Below are 20,251 nucleotides of genomic sequence, written 5' to 3'. Positions count from 1 at the left end.
TTAGTAACTGTTAAGTTTATTATTTCCCCTAAAAATTACGGTGCGTGAAATTACTTGAATCATAAAAAAAAGAGTCTATTATATAGACCCTTCATATTTCCTGAATTAATTTGTATTTGCCTCTGCTAACGGTTGTAACGGTGGTTCTAATTCTAGTTCTAATATATCGCCTTCTTGTATAGCTTGTCCTTTTTCAATACTTTGATTTGTGACATAACCCGTACCTGAAGTTTTTAAATCTAATTTTAATAGTTTAGAAAAATACATAACATCACGCATGGACCAACCTTGTAAATTGGGCATTGTTGCGTTGTTTCCTAATAAAAATATACGATCACCTTCGCTCATTACTTCACCAGACTGCGGATATTGTTTTTTAATTTTTCCTTCTCCTAAAATTATCGGTTGGAGTTTCTCTTTTTTTACATTATTCTCTACCGTATCTATTGATTGATTCACATAGTTTTGCACTTTTAATTGGGATTTTTTCGTTACATCGGTCATTTGTTGTTCTGTATATGGTTTCACCTTTAAATATTCAAGGCTATTTTTCACAACTGGTTTAAATATTTCAGCGAGTGGCTGAGCTCCATATTCATCTCCCTTTAACTTTGGCTGCTTAATAGCTAAGTATACAATTAACTCTGGGTCATCAATTGGAGCCATACCTAAAAATGAAAAAATATAATTTTCTTTTCCTTCCATATATCGTCCATTTTCAGGATTCGGAATTTGCGCTGTTCCTGTCTTGCCTCCTATTGGGTAACCATCGACTTTATACATTGTACCTGTACCTTTTGAAGACGTAATAACACGCTCCATTAAGTCTCTTACCTTGTCCGCAGTCTCTTTTTTTATCGGATTGCCAACTTCTTTCGGTTGATTTTCCATAATAACTTGCTTGTTTGTTGGATTTACAACTTTGTCAACGATATATGGTTGCATCATTTTCCCGTCATTTGCTATAGCGGTTGCAGCTTGGATTAATTGAATTGGAGTTACTGTAGAACCTTGTCCGAAAGAAGTTGTTACTTGTTGAATTTGTGTATTTAATAATAAAGTATTTTTACTTTCACCAGGTAAATCTATTCCCGTTTTTTGGTTAAAACCAAATTTGTTCATATATTGCTTAAATTTATTTGGTTTTAATAACTGATCTTCTAAAATAGAAAAAGCTACGTTTGATGATCTTTCAAAACCTTCATCAAATGTAATAGATCCCCATCCAAATCCACCATTATGATCTTTTATATCAGATGAACCTACTGAATACTTGCCGGATTGAAAATATTCTTTCCCGTTATATACACCTTCATTAATTGCTGCAGCTAACGTAAATACTTTCATCGTTGAACCTGGTTCATATGCATTTGCGATTGGATCATTTAAAAAGTATTCAATATCCCCTTTATTAGGATTAAAACTAGGTTTACTAGACATAGCTAAAACTTTCCCCGTCTTTGGATCCGCTATAATACCTACTAACATAGAAGGATCATAGTGCTCTTGCGCCTTATTCATCGCTTCTTCTAAAAAACTATTAATTTGTTTATCAAGCGTAAGATATACGTTATTTCCATGTTTAGCAGGTTCTATTTTTCCTATATCATTTGTAAGCGGGATACCTCCTCGCGCTCCCACATATTCTATATTCCCATTTGTCGAGCGCAAATATTTATCTAAACTTTTTTCAAGCCCAAACTTCCCTTCTGTATTTCCTTTATCGTCTGGTCTAGCAAAACCAAGTATATAAGATGCAAAATCTTCATTTGGATACACTCTTGCTTTCTCAGGCATAAAAGAAACACCTGGGATTTTCAATTTTTTAATTTGTTCTTTCTTTTCCCTAGACAAATTCCGGCCAACTTTTCCGATTTCAACTTGCGTACGCCCTTCATGGAAATTCTTTAACACATCTTCTTTATTAATTTCAAGCGCATCAGCTAATTGCGCTGCGGTTTCATCTTTATTTTTCAATTTGCCATTACCTTTCAAATTCACAACAACACGATACGTTGTTGAATCTTGAACGAGCACTTTTCCAGTTTGATCATAAATCGTGCCACGATTCGCTTCCAAAACACCATTTTTATTATGTTGTTCAGTTGCAAGATCCTTTACATTCACATTATGCACGACCCCTACTGCTTGAATATAGAAAAAACGCAAAAGCATAATAAGAAACAAAACAATAAAAGCAATCATAAAATACCGCGCGCCTTTATTCGTTTGAAGTTTATGCATATTTCGCTCCTTTCTTTCACCATTAATTACTACAAAGATGTGCTACAAAATATGTAGTTTTTACTTTCAATACTATATGTTTCGAAGTTTTCGTATGAATTCCTTTAAAACAGTGTGAAACTAGTTATAGTTATTGTTAGTTATTTAAATACTTAAAATACAGTACGTGAAATTTAAGAATATTCATTCTTTTTTTACATAACACTCAAATTGTTATTGCAAGTAATCTATTCACTTGTATACAACAAAAAATCCTCCTCTGAATTTCCAAAGGGGGATTTTTTCCTAAACTATAAAAGGCTAGTTATGAAATTTAAGCTACATGGTTATATTTCTCTAAAAAACGAATTCGTTTCGCTACGAATGCATACATTTTGAAAACAAGTTTTGCTATTGGTTCAAAAATACGTTTTTTCTGCAATAATAAACAGATTGTTAAAATCGTTATGACAGCCGCACCCATTACATCTAAAGGAAAATGAACACCTACATACAAACGTGATATACAAACTAATACTGCCCACAAAAGTGCGATATATCTTAACTTTTCTCCTCTAAGAATAAACATGAATGCAATCGATAATACAAGTACAGAATGATCACTAACAAAGGATGAGTTTTCTGCGTGGGGTACTAATTGATTCACATCATATGATACAAAAGGACGTGGATGATAGTATACTAAATGAATAAAAACATTTACTAGCAATGCAATTATTACTGAAAGTGTCGTATACAACACTGTATATTGTTTTCTTATCGCATTCTCTTTCTTTCCGTTATGAAACCATAAGATAAGCATGAATAGAATAGCCACATATGCAGCACTATTTGTAATAGCAATCATTACCTTATCTAAGAGTACAGATGTACCTGCTAAATTGTTTATCCATTGAAATACTGCGTAATTCACATTACTCTCTCCTTATAATTTCTTATTTCACTTGAAATTAAGATACAAGTTTACTTGATTTACACAGTATACAACATTTACACACATTTAGATTTTCACTTTATTCATGTTACTATTTTTCATTTGACAATTATGTAACTATTTACACGCATTAAAAATATATATGATGGAAAAACCTTTAAAATCATATAACCCACTAACTAAAAGTGTATATATTACATAACATATACATATAAAAACATAGGTTATTAAATCATATTTTTATTCCATACGTAGAGCGATATTACCAAACTGTTCTCCCTGCTCCATACGTCTTAACGCTTGAATCGCTTCTTCCAACGAATAAACTTTATCCATAATTGGTTTAATCTTATATTTCTCTATAAACTTAATCATTTCATTAAATTCTTCACTGCTACCCATAGATGTCCCCATAATATCGATTTGATTATAAAATAACGCTCGTAAAGGTAATTCAATTTTATCTCCGGAGCTTGCACCAAAATTAACAATTCTCCCATTCGGTTTTAATACATCAAAGTATTTTAAGAATGTTGCTGGACCTATACTATCAATTATTAAATCTACTTTCCCTCCGCATAAACTCTCTTCCCAATTTCCAGAACTATTAAAAGAAAAATCTGCGCCATATGCTTCGGCAAATTTTCTTTTGTTCTCTACCCTTGAAGTAACACTTACTTTTGCGCCAATTGCTTTTGCAAATAACATAGCAAATGTCGCTACACCGCCGCCTATCCCAGGAATTAAAACATGTTCCCCACGCTTTAATCTACCCTTTGTAAAAAGCGCTCTATATGCAGTTAGTGCCGATAAAGATAGAACGCCAGACTCTTCCCAAGTAAGATATGACGGTTTTCCTACTACATTTTCAGCGGGCACTATTACATATTCAGCAAACGTTCCATCTTTTGGTCCCCCTAACACCTCTGGTAACTCTGGTACTTCGGCAATATTATCCCATCCAATACTAGGATTAATAATGACCTCGGTTTGTAATAAATCAGCTGAAACACCTTCTCCTATTTCTGTAACAATACCTGCACCATCTGACCCTATTACTAACGGTAGATCCATTTCTTTTCTATTGTTTATAATAAATAAATCCCTATGATTTAATCCTGCTGCTTTTAACTTTACTTTTACTTCCCCGGCATTAGGATTTGTTTCAGATGAAAGTTTATATTCTAATCCCTCTACCCCTTTTTTATATTGATGTACAATAGCTTTCATTGCTTCATTCCCCCTTAATATTTTCAATGTACTAGAAATATCGAAATAAATAAACTAATCTGTCTCTAATAATTAGATGTATATCGTTATGACAAAAGAAAAAATCCCTCCCTATAAATAACGCAGGAAGGGATTTTTTAAATTTTTTCAGATAAAAATCTGTAATGTTAATTCTTTTGAGTTTTAGCTAATTCTAATATCTTTTGAATAAATGGTGCTTTTGCATTTGTATAAGAAACACGATCAAAAGGATATGTAGCTGCAAGTCTCTCTTTTAGTTCTCTATATTCTTTACGTGCCCATTCATGCTTTATTAGAAAGTCTCGAAATAAAAGATTGTTTTTCCATTCGTCACTATTATAAATATAAACATGTAAATGATGAGTACCTGCTCTCCATTTTCCCTTTCTAAAAAAACGCCAATTAGGTGTTTCTTTTGGAACATACTCATATCCGATTTTTAATAGATCATCAATCCACTTTTCGATAATTTGCAAATCTGTTACGCCAATCATCATATCAATTAAAGGTTTCGCTCCTAACCCTTGTACAGATGTGCTCCCTATATGTTCAATAGCAATACAATCTTCCCCAAATAAAGAAATAAATTTCTCTTTTTCTATTAAATACTCTTCGTGCCACTCTTTTTCATATGGTTTAATAACGATTTGTTGTTCCATTTTATCCACCTTTTTATAATTATTTATTATTATATTTATATAAATTTCATGTGATTCACATAGGATTTTTACAAAACGTGTCGAATACTGAAATATATAACTTAATTATAATAAATGCGAGGTATAATATGAAAGATATTCCAGTTGAAATTCAGTTAAATCAAGTTACATTCCAGTTAAAAGAACATCATAATTTTGATTGGCTATTGAAATTAGGAACCGTATTTGCAGTTTTTGACCAGCAAGATTCAGGTAATATAAGTTTTGGTGTTGAAAAAAATGGCCATAAAAAATTCATTAAATACGCAGGGGCACAAACAATTGCATACGAAGGAACAATAAACGACGCTATTGAACGTTTGAAAAATTCAGTTTTCCTATACGAGGAATTAAAACACAACTCGCTTATAAAACTAATTGAACACTTTCCAGTTCAATCTGGATATGTATTAATTTTCGATTGGTTTGATGGTGAATGTCTTCATTCGCACTGGAGTTTCCCGCCTCCTGAAAAATATAAAAATCCAAACTCTCCATTTTATAAATTTAAGCATTTACCTGTTAGAAAACGAGTTCAATCCTTAAGTTCCATTTTTTCTTTCCATACATATGTCGAAAAGAAAAAATATGTAGCGATAGATTTTTATGATGGTAGTATTATGTATAATTTTAATACAAATGAAACGAAAATTTGTGATATTGATTTATATTCTAAAAAACCATACGTAAATAAAATGGGAAGATTATGGGGTTCCTCACGTTTTATGTCTCCTGAAGAATTTGAGCTACACGCTATAATTGATTCGAGAACAAATGTATTTAATATGGGGGCAATGGCTTTCGCGATTTTAGGTGGTGGAAAAGATCGCTCCTTTACAAAATGGGAAGCAAGTAGGGATTTATATGAAATAGCGTATCGCGCAGTAAATGAAAACCGAACCGAACGATATGCATCAGTTAAAGAATTTTATGAAGAGTGGGTAAACGTGTCGAATACTAAAAAGATATAAATCTATATTATTCAAACAAATATATAGTTTATACTATTATCATGATAATATATATGAAAAGGAAATTAAAAATAACGAGGCAAATATTATGAACTTTGTGTATATCAATCAACACGTGTTAAATAACCTTCTATACATTTTAAGTAGCATATTTATTTTTTATTTTATATATGATAGCGGGCGCAATTTGAAGAAATATAAAAAACTACTTATTATACTTTGTACGAGTATCCCTCTTATTTTATGTATGCGCTATCCTATCTATATGGATGAAAATTGTATTCATGATTTAAGACAAATACCGGTTATAGTAGGTACGCTTTATGGTGGCTTCCCTGTCGGTATAACATTGTTTGCTATTTTATTAATTACAAGATTTTCATTTTATGGATTTAGTATGTTAACAATAGTAGTGTATGGAACAATGTTTATCATTACAGCATTCGCATCCGCAAAATTTAATACGTATAATAGAAAAATTAAAGTAGCTTATGCAATGTTTTTAACATTTTTCTTAGCAATATTTACAACTGTAATTGTATTAACTTTATCAGATTTTGAAGTGAATAATTTGTACATCATTTATTTCATAATATTACCAACCGTTTTAATGTTGTTTGTAGTTTATTTTAATGAAGTTTTAAAAGATGCAGTATGCATGCGATCAAAGTTAATTAAAATGGAAAAAATGGAGATTGTTAGCCAACTCGCTGCTAGTATATCGCACGAAGTAAGAAATCCCTTAACTGTTGTAAAAGGATTTACACAACTTTTAAAAACACCAAATTTAACTCCAGAATCAAGAGACGAGTATATTAAGCATATACTCGAAGAGTTACATCACGCCCAAGGAATTATTGATGATTATTTAACGTTTGCCAAACCTGCTTCAGAAAAATTAGATGAGATTTCAGTAGAACAAGAATTAAATCGAGTTATTAATATGATCTTACCTTTATGTAATATGAATACAATACATATTACAAAAGATTTCTCTACGGCAACAATAGTTGGTAATAAACAGCACTTTCAGCAATGTTTTTTAAACTTATTAAAAAATGGTATTGAAGCAATGCCTAATGGCGGTACTTTAAATATCTCCTCTTCTATTAGTAATAATAAAGTTATCATACGAATTGAAGATAGCGGAATTGGTATGTCACAAGAGCAAATAAATCGATTTGGCGAACCGTATTTTAGTACAAAAACGAAAGGTACAGGTTTAGGTACAATGGTTGCTGTTAAGATCATTGAAACGATGCAAGGTAATTTAAAAATCCGAAGCGTTATGAATAAAGGTACTACTTTGACAATTACATTTCCGAAATGTAATACAAACGCATCTAACAATAAATAAAAAAGGAGCAATTATGCTCCTTTTTTATCTGTTTCGATACATAAGTATCTTCTATGTTTTTTAGTTTTACATTTGTGGAGACTAACTAAAAATTAGTACCCTCCGCCCCAGCAGCTGCATCCAACGATAATTAATAAAATAAATAACACAACTAATAAAGCGAAACCTCCACCAAAACCACAAGAACCACCGTAACTCATATTTTCTCCTCCTTTTGGTTTGAAAACTAATAGGTAGTTGATCATTTTAACTGGTTCGTATTATACATTATGTAAATATCCCTTTTTTGAGCATGTCTATATAAAAATAAGTAAAAGCACTCATTTGAGAGTGCTTTAAAATGGATACCAAAAATTTTGAAATACATGTAACTTTACATATACTGCAGCAATTAAAATAAAAATACCTACAAATAAAGCAATGAAATCCTGGCTTTTCGCTTTATTTGTATAGAACCACGTACGTGTATCCTTCTTTCCGAACCCTCTTAAATCCATTGCGTTTGAAACTGTATCGATTCTCTCTAAAGAATGAATAATTAAAGGCCAAAAAATTAAGACACGGTTTTGCATGCGGATCCATAAACTTGCTTCTCCTTTTTCGAAAGCTACTCCTCTCGCCTCTTGGGCATGTTTAATAACTTTATATTCGGACTGAATATCAGGTATATAACGTAATGCAATATTTATCGCATAAGTAATTTTATAATGAATTCGAAATTTACTTAAGCTACTCACAAATTTGCTTGGATCAGTCGTATAAATAAAAATAAGTGTAAATGGTAATAACGTAAAATACTTTAACGAAAGTGTAGCTGCATAAAATAATGTTTCGTATGTAATTGTTGCATATCCAATATACATAAATGAAGTATACGATCCAGTTAATTCAGATCCATGGGTTGGTGTAATAAATAAGATCATGACAGAATTTAATAAACTAAATGTAAATATAACAGTAAAAACAATAAAAATTTTACGAAATGGAATTTTAGCAACTAAAAGTCCGATACATCCAATTATAAATACGAATAGCAATACGCGAAAATCAAAAAATAAAAAGGTAAGCGTCATACCAAAAATAAATAACAACAATTTCACTGCTCCGTCCATGCGATGGAAATATGTATTATACACCTTCCTCCCTCCTAATATCATTAAAATAAAGTTCCATAAATTTTTCAGGATTTGCAATACCACTAAATTTAACGAGTTTGAATAAAGAGCTCTCCTTTAAGTTCGCTCTTTTTAATGTTTCTGGATGCCCTAATACAGTAGACGCGGTATTATTCGCAATAATTTCCCCTTCATGTAGAACTATTGCTCTGTCCGCATATTCTGATGCGAGATTCATATCGTGTGTGATAAAAATAAATGATATTCCCTTTTTAGCTAATTTTCTAATAAACGACATAAACTGTTTATAATGATAATAATCTTGTCCCGCTGTCGGTTCATCTAATATGATAAGTTTTGGATTTGCTGTTAGTACAGATGCAATCGTTAATCTCTTTTTTTGTCCATAACTTAACGCCTGAATTGGCCAATTTCGAAATGGATACAAACCACAAATTTTTAACGCTTCCTCCGCTCTAAACTTAATTTCTTTCTTTGAAACCTTTTTTAATTTTAATGTGAATGAAACCTCTTCTATAACAGTAGGTTGTGTAATCATGTGATTTGGATTTTGCATGACATAAGATATAATCTCACCGCGTTTACATATAGACCAAGAATTGATATTTACTCCATCAATTAAAATCCTGCCATTTTTTGTTTTGTTTATTCCTATAAGACTATGAGCTAATGTTGATTTTCCAGCTCCGTTATGGCCCAAAAGTGCTACAATTTCTCCTTCATATATGGATAATTTTACATTCTCTAATACTTTTTGTTTATTAGGATATGAAAATGATAAATTCTCTACTTTCAATAATTCTTTTTTTGTAGGAGTATCTTTACAAAAAGCTTTTTTCTCCATCCACTCTTTTATTACGCCACTAATACTTTCCTTATGAAGATTTTCAAGTGGATATATTACGTCATTATTACTATCAAAATGTAATCTTTTTAATCCTTCTATGTACATAGGTTCTCTTAATCCGATTGAGGGTAATATATTTGACGCTAAAATCTCATCTGGTGCCCCTATCGCAACAATTTCCCCTTCATCAATTAAAATAATTTTATCTAAATCCAGATTTAACATTTCTTCTATTCGATGTTCAATAATTACAATTGTTTTATTATATTGCTTATGTATATTTTTAATAAGTTCAATTGTATGTAAGCTGCTAGCTGGATCTAAATTTGCTAACGGTTCATCGAACAATAATATAGGAGCATTTGTTGTTAACAAACCCGCTAAAGAAACAGTTTGTTTTTGCCCTCCAGATAATTCATGCGGACTTTGTTTATGAAAAGTATGCATCCCTACCTTTTTTAATGACTCCGAGACAATCTTTTTCATTTCATCCTGATTTACACATTCATTTTCTAAATAAAAGGCTACATCTTCTTCTACTGTAAGACCAATAAATTGTGCATCTTGATCTTGCAAAATTGTGCCTACATGTTTACTCAGTTCAAAAACACTCTTTTTCCTCGGATCTTTTCCAGCAATTAAAATATTACCAGTACTAGTCCCTTCATAAGAAAATGGGATTAGCCCATTCATACAATGAGCTAACGTTGATTTCCCTGAACCACTTCGTCCAGCAATTAGCACTTTTTCCCCAGAATATATATGAAATGTAATGTCTTTCACAGTAGGCTGCGCTGCATGCTTATATTGAAAGTTGAATTGTTCAAAAGAAATAATTGGTTGCATTTTAATATCCCTACTTTTCAATTTTTAAATGTGTATGTTTCTTATTTGATTTAGCTAGGCCTATTGTAATTGGCAATCCAAGAACTAAAAATACAATAACGTCAGCAATTGTTGCACCTAACACTTGTATAACAATTTTGTCAAACGGTTCTCCCATTACAATAATATCGAATGCCCCAGCAAATATAATAGCAATGACAATTCCAATTAAGCCAGTAATGGCTAAATAAGAAATATCTCCCTTATTATATGTCCCGTTTTTCACACTAAAGCCAACTCTTTTTTGAATGAACCCCATTGCAAAGCCAATAATGCCTGAACTAATAACCCATCCCCACCAAATACCCCAGCCAGCGATTGTGTCTGTTACGGTATGACCGATAAGTCCTATTAACAGTCCTGCCACTGGACCAAATAACGCTCCAAAAACGGTTAAAATAGCTAATGCAGGTTTAATAAATGTATTTGGTGCAATAGAAAATCCCCAAAGTCCTAATATCCCGTATAATGCTGCTCCAATTCCGATTGCCACTACTAATTTTGTTGATAATTTGTTCATAACAATTCCCCCCTCTTAATAGTCAACTTTTATTACTCTATATTTATTTTGAAAATGAATTATGCATCGACACTCCCTTTCTATACAACAAAAAATGACCTCTTACATAAGAGGTCATTTTCTTTCACATTTAAGAATCCTCTTATCTTCCAAAAAACACATCGTGTTCTCCGCGGAATTAGCACCTTCCTATACATTTACATAGGGGTTGCTGAGGTTTCATAGGGCCGTTCCCTCCACCTCTCTGGATAAGTATTAATTTGTAATTCGTATTATGGCATTAAACAATATAATTTTCAACACTTTTCTAATTATTTTTATTTTTTGTTTAACAGTACATTTAAATCATTGTATTCTTATCGGAATTATGAAATAATGAATTCAAAATAGTTACGGGAGGAATGTACGATGAAAGTAATTGGTTTAATTGGCGGACTAAGTTGGGAATCTACATCATTATATTATAAACATATTAATACACTTACACTCTCTCAATACGATCAAAATGCAAAGCTTGTTTTATATAGCATGGACTTTGGTGAAGTAACGACTTTATTACAAAATCATCAATATGAAGAAGTGAAAAACGAATTAGTTACTGTTGCAAAGAAGGTTGAAAAATCCGGAGCTGAATGTTTATTAATGTGTTCCAATACGGTCCATCTATTTGCTGAAGAAGTAGAAAGTGCAATATCCATTCCACTTCTTCACATAGGTGATGTAAGTGCTAAAGAAATGGTAGAACAGAATATAAAGCGTATCGGATTATTGGGTACGAAACAAACGATGGAACAAGACTTCTATAAATCACGTCTAGCAAACTATAACATTGAGACAATCATCCCAAATGAAGAGGAAAGAAATTTTATTCATCATGTTATTTTAAATGAATTAAGTAAAGGAATTATTTCAGAAACATCAAAAGAAAAGCTATTACAAATTACAAAATCATTAATTCAAAATGGCGCAGAAGGTATACTACTAGGCTGCACTGAAATACCATTGCTCATTTCCCAAGACGACCTTACTGTTCCTGTTTTTGATACTGCTTTTTTACATGCAAATACTGCTGTGCAGTTTGCAGGATAATCATATAAAAGCATAAAGGTAGAGCCCCTATGCTTTTATATTGTCTAAACTATTTAATTAAAAGAGATGTAATCACGGTAATTGCTTCTTTTGAACCACCACATTCTAAAAAACTTTCATTCAGTTTTCGTATACCATGCTTATACTTTTCATTTAAAAGTACGTCTGTTACCGCTTCTTTTAAACTTTGTACATTAACATGCTCTTTCAATAACCTATGTGCGGCTTCCAGCTCAGTTAATCTTTGTGCTATCATCGGTTGATCTTTATCATGTGGAATGATGACAAATGGGACATTAAAATAAATAGCGTCGTGTACACTGTTCATGCCGCCATGTGTAATAAAAACATCTGCTTCATTTAATATTTCTGATTGGGGTACGTATGAAGCAATTATAAAATTGTCTGGCGCTTTCTTAATTTTAGAACGATCATTTCTATCACCAATTGCCATTACAACTACCCCTTTAAAATCTGAGAAAGTATCAATACAAGTATTAAAGAATGGTTCAAGTCCTTCAAGCAGTGTCCCCATTGAAATATAAATAACTTTCTTACCTTTAAGCAATTCAAGTGGAAACTCTACATTTGTTTTACGCTTTGAAATACTTGGTCCAATAAAAATGTTATTTTCTCCAAACAAATCGCTATTAGGTTGGAAGTAACGACTTGTGTACACAAGAGTAATATCTCCCTTGTTATGCATAAATTGAAGATTGTTTTTAGGCTTTACTCCAAATTCATGTTCCATTCGATATAGTAACTGTTCAGAAATTTCATCAGGTTGGAATGGTATTTCTGCATTAGGATGAAAAGGTAAAGTCTCCAAAAATTCAGTAGGAATTAAAAATATAGGAGAAGAAACTATGCCTGGAATTTGTAAATACTCCTTTACTAACTCTCCAGCACCAAATATATCATAAATTACGAAATCAAAATTAATGCTTTCACATAATTGTTTCGTAATTTCTAATATATATAAAGAAGTTTGAACATGTACATGAAAGAAAGAGTTCAATCCATATGAAGTTTCAGTATCAATAGAAATATCCTTTAATAAATCTGGATGGGTATATACAGTAGCTCCCAAATCTTCAATTCTGCCTTTAAAGTGTTCTGTAGTAATATAGTGTACGTGATCCCCCCGTTCAGTAAAGGCTTTGACTAAACTTAATGTCGGGTTTACATGTCCCTCTGCTGGAAAATTAATCATTAAAATATTTAGCACTTCTTTCTCACTCCTTACATTTCAACACTCTTATTAATCATACTGTAATGATTACCGTCAATCTTCCCCTAATAGTCCTAATATACTTGCTACTTTAGATTGATAAATAATTGTCAGTTATTTAATTAAAAAAGGCATCTACATAAGTAGATGCCTAACCGTGATAAGGAGTGTTCTGTGAGGTTAGAATAAGCTTTTCAGCTTGTCCTATGCTATCAATATATGATTTATTTTATAAAACGTGAACAATTGATAGAATGATTTTACCTTTCTATCACCCATTTTGAATCTATCCCTAAATTAAATGACTCTAGTTTCTATATTATTTCATATGTTTTAACCTTCTTGAGAGCTATCTATTTGTAAATTTTCTCCAGTAAATCTCTTATTTTTCAATTCAAAATAAGCATCTAAAACTTCTTTTCCAATATCAGAGTTAATGCCAGATTTATCATTCATAACCCACGGCACAACTACAGAGAATGCTACTTCTGGATTATCATATGGCGCATACCCTGCTAACGTTAAGTTATAACATTCTCTTCTCTCGCCCTTTTCATTTCTTCCAATATCGCTTTCTCCACCGTAAACTGTCTGTGCTGTTCCTGTTTTACCTGCTGGTTTATAAGATGCTTTTTGGAACGCCCTTACTCCTGTTCCATCACCCTCTTGGAATACCTTTCTAAATCCTTCTTTTACTTGATTTATATATTCCTCTTTCATATCAATTTTATTTAAAACAATTGGTTCTACTGCATGCACCACTTTACCAATCTCATCTTTTTGCGACGTTTGCTCTCTTACCTCTTGTACAATTTGTGGCTTCATTCGATATCCACCGTTTGCAATTGTTGAAATATACTGTACGAGCTGAAGTGGTGTATACGTGTCATACTGACCAATTGAGTAATCTAATAAGAAACCCGGCTGATTATCTTTTTTATCAATTTGTCCAGCTGTTTCATTCGGTAAATCAATACCCGTTGGAACACCTAATCCGAATTGTCTGAAATAGTACCTCATTTTATCAAAGTATTCCTGTTTAATATTTAATGAACTATTTTTCACATAATCCACACCTGCAATTTTTAATGCTGTATGAAACATATAAACGTTTGAAGAGACTTGTAACGCTCTTAAATCATCAATGTTTCCAAACTCTTTCCAAGATTTCTTCTCCCTAGTACCTTTAAACTTCATAGGTGCATCATAAAAATAAGTACCTGGTGTTATAGCTTTCGTTTCAAATCCAGTTAAAACTGTGGCACCTTTAACTGTTGATCCCAGCTCATATGAACTAGTCATTGTACCTAATGCATAGTCTTCAATTTCTGTTTTCCCGTCTTTTTCTACAAGTCTTTTCCCAGCCATTGATAATACTTGTCCGTTTTTCGGATTCATCATTACAACGAAAGCACGGTCCAACATAGATTCAGATCCTTTATATGCCTTTAATATTTTTTCTATACTTTCTTCTACTTTTTTCTGTAATTCCATATCTATCGTTAAAGTTAAGTTCTTACCGCTCTTTCCCTCAGAAATTGTTTCCGTTCTAATTGTAGTACCTTGTTTATCTGCAACGCTTCTTACTTCTTTTTTTGTACCATGAAGTACATCTTCATATTGCTGCTCGATATAACTTTTTCCAACCCTATCATTTCGGCTATAATCACGTACTAAGTAATAATCTAATCGTTCACTTGGTAATCCTTCATCAGAATTAGAAACATTTCCAAGAACGGATCGGAATAATCCATCATTCACATACACTCTCTCCCAATCAACCGACACGTCTACACCTGGGAGATTTGCTAAACCTTCACTAATTATAGTAAATTCCTTTTCACTAACGTCTTTTTTTATAATTTGTGGAGCCATTTGATAACCAGAAGTCATCTTACTTTTAATAGCTAACACTTTTATATCTTTATCTGTTAAATCTTGAAGATTTTTATCCGTAACTCGTTTTCTTTTTAACTCTTCAATTTTTTTATCTAAATTTTTCCCGGTAATATCTTTATCTCTGAACCTATTTATTTCTTTTTTAGATACTAATTTTTCGGTTAGTGTCGGATTTAATTGCATCCAAAAATCTTTCTTATCCGTCTCAGTTAGTTTATCTATATCTTCTTTTGGTATTTCAATTATGTCTGCAAGTTGTCTTGCTGTTTTTAATATTTCTTCTGATTTTACACCTTTCATCTTTGTATATGTAATTGTACGTAAAGACTTATTATCAACTACTGGATTCCCTTCTCGGTCAAATATTTTCCCCCGCGGCACAGAAAGGCTAACGGTTGCATTTTCTCTCTTCTCCACTTCATTTTTATACGTCTCACCATCAATAATTTGTACTTTACCTAATTGTATAATCATGGCAGAAAACAATATAAATACACATAAGAATAAAATGTTTAACCGCATCGGTACTGCTCTACCGCTTTTTTTCTCTTGTTTTTTCACCTTGTCATAATCTCCTCCTTACTGTATTTCTATTAATAATTGAATCTATATATTAAAAGTAATGCACATTTTCTATACATTACTTTGCACAAATACTAATATATTGATAAAAACTTAATAGAAATTAAAGCAAATCTAAAGAAAAGGTAAAGTTTTCTAAATTAAATACAAAAATACCCAATAACGAAAAGCTTAACTTTTCGTTATTGGGTATTTAAGAATTAATAATTGAACGTATTGATTCTAATCTATCATCATAATTTGATAAAGGCTTTTTACTCTGAATTTTTGGCAAGTAAATCGTTACTGTTGTTCCGACGCCAACCTCACTCATAATACTTATATTCCCTTGATGACTTTCAATAATTTTATAACTTAACATCAATCCAATACCGGTACCTTTTTCTTTCGTACTATAGAATGGTTCACCTAATCTTTTAATTCGTTCTTCAGGTATTCCTATTCCTTTATCAATTACACTAATAATGATACCATCTTTGCCTATTTCTTTTATGTGAATTGAAATTCTCCCACCATCTGGCATAGCTTCGATTGAATTTTGCAAAATGTTAATAAATACTTGTTTCAGTTGATTTTCTGAGCATTCAATGATTATATCTTTGGTATCTGTAAATAGTTCAACTTGAATATTCGTCATAATTGCCTTTGTATTCATTAGCGATACGACATTTTTAAAAATTTGATAAATATTTTTCTTTTCTGTATTTATTTCATCTGTTTTAGCAATGGATAGAAATTCTTGAAGGATTGCTTCTATCCGTTCAATTTCAGAAAGCATAAGATTAAAATATTTTTCTTGATCTTCTTTATTAATTTGGAATAATTGAATAAACCCTTTAATTACAGTTAACGGATTTCTTACTTCATGAGCTACACCAGCCGCTAATTGTCCAATTGCTGCAAGCGTATCTGATTTATTTAGCAATTCTTCTGTCTTTTTTCGCTCTGTAATATCGCGTACGATAATCATAATTTTATCCTGTAATAATGGTAAGCACCTGGCTTCAAAGAAGTCAATACTGCCATTAAGTGTAAGTGGATATTCTACTATTACATTCGTTCCTTTTTCCTTCACTTGACTAATGGCTTCCTGAAACTGCTGTGCTACTGGAGATGGTAAGACATCGTAAAACTTTTTTCCCATAAAAGCTTCTGCGGGTACGTAAAATTTTGTAGGGGATCCTGCTTTATAATCAATAATTGTGCCGTCATCTTCTGTTAAGAAACATAAGTCTGGTAAAGCTTGAAAAATTAATTCCAATTCAGACGTTTGTTGTTTTAATTTCTCTTCTATTGCTTTTAAATGTGTAATATCTACACCAACAGCCCAATAACTAAATCCACTTACAGGAAACTGTTCTGATATATTGGACCACATTATCGTTTTAATTTCACCATTTTTACATGTTAAGCGCATTTCCCAATCTCTAAAGTTCTTTCCACGAGTCAAAAATTTCTTTTGTATCTCGTGACGATAATTATGATCAGGATACAGTAAGCGAAGTGCGTTTGGATTTCCAATTACCTCTTCCGCAGTATATCCTGTTACAATTTCACATTCGCGATTCCACAAAACAAAATCTCCATTATAATCAAGTGCATCAACCATAACAGGCATGTTTTGTAAGATTGTATGTAGTTCCTCCTCTTTTCGAGTAAGTAACGTTGTATTTTTATTTTGAAATCCTTTCATTACCCCACCTATAATTAGATTTGAAAGCATTTCAAAGTATTTTTGGGAATTGAAAATTTCGCTTTTCTGAGACCATACAACAAAAGATCCTAAATATTGATTGTATAAAAAAATGGGGATTTCAATTTTGGGAAGTTTACATATTTTCTTTTCATTTATTCCAAATGAAAATATACATTCTTTTTCAGCATCAAGAAGTTGATGTGATATGTTGGTTAATTGATAAAATTGTTCTGCCATGGTTTCTATTGTACTCACATCAATAAGTTCCATTAGCCGCGCATTCATTCCTTTTTCACCTCAATATGTAAAATTCATACAAACTTTAAATTCATACTTCTCCATTATACGAAGAATGTGCCTGTAGGTATATAGCTGAAGAATAATTATTCGAACAAATTTTATTTTTCAATTAAAAACAAAAAATATATGCATGCAAATTGAAACTCTAATTAGTAAGTTTTATTCATCTCCGACTGATTATTAGCTGAGCCAATCATGATCTTTTATGTTGCATGAACTCTCCTTAACATCCTTACATTCGTTAAGTTTTGACATAGTTTTATACACACTAGTAGCAATATAAAAATACATTACATATAAAGTTCATAAAATTTTCACAATTATCATGAAAAATATAAACATTTATTCCAATATATTCTATATAATAAAATGTAATAAGGCTTCTATGAATCTCATAGAATACCTTACCCCTAATAAAAAGAAAAAAGAATCTACTATGTAATATTAAAGTAGGTTCTAACACACAAAGCTTTTATAAGCCTTTATGTTAATAAAATGTTGCACATTTTATTAACGGAAATACATCACTAATTTCTAGTGGTGTATTTTTCTTTTAGAAGACCTCTTTATGACCTCATTTGCTACCACAACAAAAAAATAGATTTACTACAGCATTCAATTTTTGTATAATTAAAATAGAATATTCTGGAAACAAAAACTTTTAATGAGGTGTGTTTATGAAAATATACACAGTCAAAGAAGTGTCCTCCCTCATAGGGAAGCATGAAGAAACGATTAAAAGGTGGATACGTTCTGGTAAGCTGCCTAATTCATATCGCAATAGTGATAAAGAAGGATGGCGGATACTTGAAAGTGATTTGCTTCATATTACAGAGATCGTTCCCACAAAAGAAGAACCCCATCAAGAATCCCACATAAAGTCATTTGAAAATGAAGAAGCTACGCTAATAAAATTAGCATACGAAGCTGTTACACTTACCTCACCTACGAAAGAAATTCATTCAGTCTTATCTATTGTTGGAATTAAACGTACTTTAGAAATACTACTTATTATGCAGCAGTCTACTACAAAAGTGAAAAACCCTGATGGATTTATTAAAAAAGCGATTCGTGAAAATTGGAGTCCAACTACTCTTCTCGTTAAAATACCTAAAAAACAAAACAAACACTTATCTGATCTTACACAGCAAGACTACGATGCGATGCAAAACAAAGCAGAAAACACATACCAATCAAAGATTGCACTCTACAACTGGTTAGAAGATTAATTTTATTTAAAGTTGCTGGAAGGTGATTTGCACAATGGGCCAAGGATATTATTATGCATATTGTCCGAAGGATGTTGAGAGTCGATATGAATTGCTAGTTTTTAATAGTAATAATGAACCATTTTTGCCTTTAACGGACTTTTACCAAGATAGTATAGGAAGAATATCGAAAAGTTCAGCTTTATCTTATTTACAATGTCTGTTACCTTTTTTTTATTGGTTAGAACAGCATAGCAACTATCAAGAAAGACATGTGAAATGGGATGATTCACCAGAAATTATACGAATAGCCATTGAAGATTATTTAAAAAGCGAAATGGAATGTAGAGTTCGTGAAAAGGATAGTTTTTGCTTTGTTAATCTAACAAACAAAAGCCCCAATACCGTAAATCGTTTTTTATCTGCGATTAAATCATTCTATAAATCGCTTATTCGTTTAGACGAGTATAATCATCCTAATCCATTAATAGATTCCGAAGCAATTCTCAATGACTATCGTAGTCATGTTGAAGGTGTTAGAAAGGACAAACCACGCATGCCCGCTATTAGCGGAACAGAAGAACCTTTAGAACATCGTAGATTAACGGATTCTTATTTCAAAATTATCAATGATGAATGGCAACCTAAGATTATTGACGATCCCCACTTACCCTTTCAAGTCTATCAAGCGGGGAAAAATATAAATTGGTCTCAAAGAGAAACGGTTATATCACGAATGCTTTTTGAAACTGGAGCTAGGGCTTCTGAAATCATTGAATTAACAATTGGAGATTATCGTTCAAGAAAAAGTCATCAAGAAGTCATTACATTCAGTAAAGGTAGCTATGGAAGAAAGGTAAAGTTTCTTCGATTTAGCAAAGACACTGTAAAACGCCTTTTTCAATATATTAATACCGAAAGAATGAAATATGATATAAACCATTTTAATTATGAACAACTATCTGATGAAGCTCCTATATTCCTTTCAGAGTTTGGTACACCTTTAACGTATCATGCTTGGTACTATCATTGGAACAAAGCAATGACAAATGGCGATATTAAGTTGAATCCACATAAAGCAAGGCATTGGTTTGTCACAACTAGACTTAGAGAGATTCATAACATTTCTAAATATGATTCCGAAATCCACCAACGAAAGAATGAACTTATTAAGTATATGAAATGGAAAAATCCAGATACCATTAGAGTGTATGAGCATTATTTCGATGAGGAAAAACATCGAGAATCACATGACCAAATGTTTGAAAATATGCAAAAAAATGAAATCGAATATGAACAAAGTAAAAAAATGAAGAAAAACATCGAATTCCAACATACAACAATTGAAGTCCAAAAAGAAATAGATCATGATTTACAAGAACTGTTAGAAGGGTTGGAGTAAG

16 protein-coding genes and 1 riboswitch are annotated in these 20,251 nt (G+C 31.8%); of the genes, 5 read left to right on the top strand and 11 right to left on the bottom strand.

Annotated features, from left to right (window positions below; genetic code table 11):
• Positions 1-105: 105 nt before the first annotated feature.
• The 4 genes from PQF83_RS07315 to PQF83_RS07300 all read right to left on the bottom strand — a co-directional run bounded on the left by PQF83_RS07315 (position 106) and on the right by PQF83_RS07300 (position 5,088).
• Positions 106-2,244: a penicillin-binding protein gene (locus tag PQF83_RS07315; RefSeq protein WP_000549359.1), complete on the bottom strand. Its 2,139-nt coding sequence runs from the start codon at positions 2,242-2,244 to the stop codon at positions 106-108.
• Between the two features lie 313 nt (positions 2,245-2,557).
• Positions 2,558-3,157 (bottom strand): undecaprenyl-diphosphatase, encoded by a 600-nt coding sequence (locus tag PQF83_RS07310; protein ID WP_001104978.1) that lies wholly within the window; start codon positions 3,155-3,157, stop codon positions 2,558-2,560.
• A 261-nt stretch (positions 3,158-3,418) separates the two neighbouring features.
• Positions 3,419-4,408, bottom strand: coding sequence for a zinc-binding dehydrogenase (locus tag PQF83_RS07305; RefSeq protein ID WP_000644542.1), 990 nt, complete (start codon positions 4,406-4,408; stop codon positions 3,419-3,421).
• Positions 4,409-4,575: 167 nt separating this feature from the next.
• Complete coding sequence (locus tag PQF83_RS07300) at positions 4,576-5,088, bottom strand: GrpB family protein (RefSeq protein WP_000437685.1); 513 nt, start codon at positions 5,086-5,088, stop codon at positions 4,576-4,578.
• 128 nt (positions 5,089-5,216) lie between these two features.
• Here PQF83_RS07300 and PQF83_RS07295 point away from each other — a divergent pair, with 128 nt between their 5' ends.
• A complete protein-coding gene (locus tag PQF83_RS07295; protein ID WP_000651950.1) occupies positions 5,217-6,098 on the top strand; it encodes a serine/threonine protein kinase in 882 nt (293 codons plus the stop codon).
• A gap of 88 nt (positions 6,099-6,186) precedes the next feature.
• A complete protein-coding gene (locus tag PQF83_RS07290; protein ID WP_001012258.1) occupies positions 6,187-7,455 on the top strand; it encodes a sensor histidine kinase in 1,269 nt (422 codons plus the stop codon).
• Positions 7,456-7,547: 92 nt separating this feature from the next.
• On the opposite strand, the gene PQF83_RS07285 is transcribed toward PQF83_RS07290, so the two are convergent.
• The 4 genes from PQF83_RS07285 to PQF83_RS07270 all read right to left on the bottom strand — a co-directional run bounded on the left by PQF83_RS07285 (position 7,548) and on the right by PQF83_RS07270 (position 10,843).
• Complete coding sequence (locus PQF83_RS07285) at positions 7,548-7,655, bottom strand: YjcZ family sporulation protein (RefSeq protein ID WP_000120182.1); 108 nt, start codon at positions 7,653-7,655, stop codon at positions 7,548-7,550.
• Positions 7,656-7,790: 135 nt separating this feature from the next.
• Positions 7,791-8,591 (bottom strand): energy-coupling factor transporter transmembrane component T family protein, encoded by an 801-nt coding sequence (locus tag PQF83_RS07280; RefSeq protein ID WP_000282909.1) that lies wholly within the window; start codon positions 8,589-8,591, stop codon positions 7,791-7,793.
• A complete protein-coding gene (locus PQF83_RS07275; RefSeq protein WP_001182485.1) occupies positions 8,584-10,284 on the bottom strand; it encodes an ABC transporter ATP-binding protein in 1,701 nt (566 codons plus the stop codon). Before PQF83_RS07275 ends, PQF83_RS07280 begins: the two co-directional genes overlap by 8 nt.
• A 10-nt stretch (positions 10,285-10,294) precedes the next feature.
• Positions 10,295-10,843, bottom strand: coding sequence for an ECF-type riboflavin transporter substrate-binding protein (locus PQF83_RS07270; protein ID WP_001038200.1), 549 nt, complete (start codon positions 10,841-10,843; stop codon positions 10,295-10,297).
• Between the two features lie 139 nt (positions 10,844-10,982).
• Positions 10,983-11,098, bottom strand: a riboswitch (SAM riboswitch).
• Positions 11,099-11,251: 153 nt separating this feature from the next.
• Here PQF83_RS07270 and PQF83_RS07265 point away from each other — a divergent pair.
• The gene (locus PQF83_RS07265; RefSeq protein ID WP_000864405.1) at positions 11,252-11,932 is read left to right on the top strand and encodes an aspartate/glutamate racemase family protein; all 681 of its coding nucleotides are present in this window, start codon (positions 11,252-11,254) and stop codon (positions 11,930-11,932) included.
• Between the two features lie 49 nt (positions 11,933-11,981).
• Here the strand turns inward: PQF83_RS07265 and PQF83_RS07260 are convergent, their stop codons facing one another.
• The 3 genes from PQF83_RS07260 to PQF83_RS07250 form a co-directional block, all read right to left on the bottom strand.
• Positions 11,982-13,160 (bottom strand): macrolide family glycosyltransferase, encoded by a 1,179-nt coding sequence (locus PQF83_RS07260; protein WP_000932127.1) that lies wholly within the window; start codon positions 13,158-13,160, stop codon positions 11,982-11,984.
• Positions 13,161-13,496: 336 nt separating this feature from the next.
• Positions 13,497-15,623 (bottom strand): peptidoglycan D,D-transpeptidase FtsI family protein, encoded by a 2,127-nt coding sequence (locus PQF83_RS07255; protein WP_000743748.1) that lies wholly within the window; start codon positions 15,621-15,623, stop codon positions 13,497-13,499.
• Between the two features lie 214 nt (positions 15,624-15,837).
• Complete coding sequence (locus PQF83_RS07250; RefSeq protein WP_000994081.1) at positions 15,838-17,625, bottom strand: PAS domain-containing sensor histidine kinase; 1,788 nt, start codon at positions 17,623-17,625, stop codon at positions 15,838-15,840.
• A 692-nt stretch (positions 17,626-18,317) separates the two neighbouring features.
• On the opposite strand from PQF83_RS07250, the gene PQF83_RS07245 reads away from it, so the two are divergent.
• Positions 18,318-18,869 (top strand): helix-turn-helix domain-containing protein, encoded by a 552-nt coding sequence (locus PQF83_RS07245; protein WP_000708737.1) that lies wholly within the window; start codon positions 18,318-18,320, stop codon positions 18,867-18,869.
• Between the two features lie 34 nt (positions 18,870-18,903).
• Entirely contained in the window at positions 18,904-20,250 is a 1,347-nt protein-coding gene (locus PQF83_RS07240) for a tyrosine-type recombinase/integrase (RefSeq protein WP_047956283.1), read from the top strand.
• Position 20,251 lies beyond the last annotated feature (1 nt).

Origin of the sequence: Bacillus sp. FF-1, from assembly GCF_028548245.1 — a bacterium.
Taxonomy (GTDB): Bacteria; Bacillota; Bacilli; order Bacillales; family Bacillaceae_G; genus Bacillus_A; species Bacillus_A paranthracis.
Note: the sequence above shows the minus strand (reverse complement) of the source record. Positions and strands in the feature narration are given on the sequence as shown.

Bases quoted from the DNA above. Each gene is read 5' to 3' on its own strand.
- PQF83_RS07315 (WP_000549359.1), bottom strand. From the start codon at position 2,244: ATGCATAAACTTCAAACGAATAAAGGCGCGCGGTATTTTATGATTGCT.
- PQF83_RS07305 (WP_000644542.1), bottom strand. From the start codon at position 4,408: ATGAAAGCTATTGTACATCAATATAAAAAAGGGGTAGAGGGATTAGAA.
- PQF83_RS07300 (WP_000437685.1), bottom strand. From the start codon at position 5,088: ATGGAACAACAAATCGTTATTAAACCATATGAAAAAGAGTGGCACGAA.
- PQF83_RS07295 (WP_000651950.1), top strand. From the start codon at position 5,217: ATGAAAGATATTCCAGTTGAAATTCAGTTAAATCAAGTTACATTCCAG.
- PQF83_RS07290 (WP_001012258.1), top strand. From the start codon at position 6,187: ATGAACTTTGTGTATATCAATCAACACGTGTTAAATAACCTTCTATAC.
- PQF83_RS07285 (WP_000120182.1), bottom strand. From the start codon at position 7,655: ATGAGTTACGGTGGTTCTTGTGGTTTTGGTGGAGGTTTCGCTTTATTA.
- PQF83_RS07275 (WP_001182485.1), bottom strand. From the start codon at position 10,284: ATGCAACCAATTATTTCTTTTGAACAATTCAACTTTCAATATAAGCAT.
- PQF83_RS07270 (WP_001038200.1), bottom strand. From the start codon at position 10,843: ATGAACAAATTATCAACAAAATTAGTAGTGGCAATCGGAATTGGAGCA.
- PQF83_RS07265 (WP_000864405.1), top strand. From the start codon at position 11,252: ATGAAAGTAATTGGTTTAATTGGCGGACTAAGTTGGGAATCTACATCA.
- PQF83_RS07250 (WP_000994081.1), bottom strand. From the start codon at position 17,625: ATGAATGCGCGGCTAATGGAACTTATTGATGTGAGTACAATAGAAACC.
- PQF83_RS07245 (WP_000708737.1), top strand. From the start codon at position 18,318: ATGAAAATATACACAGTCAAAGAAGTGTCCTCCCTCATAGGGAAGCAT.
- PQF83_RS07240 (WP_047956283.1), top strand. From the start codon at position 18,904: ATGGGCCAAGGATATTATTATGCATATTGTCCGAAGGATGTTGAGAGT.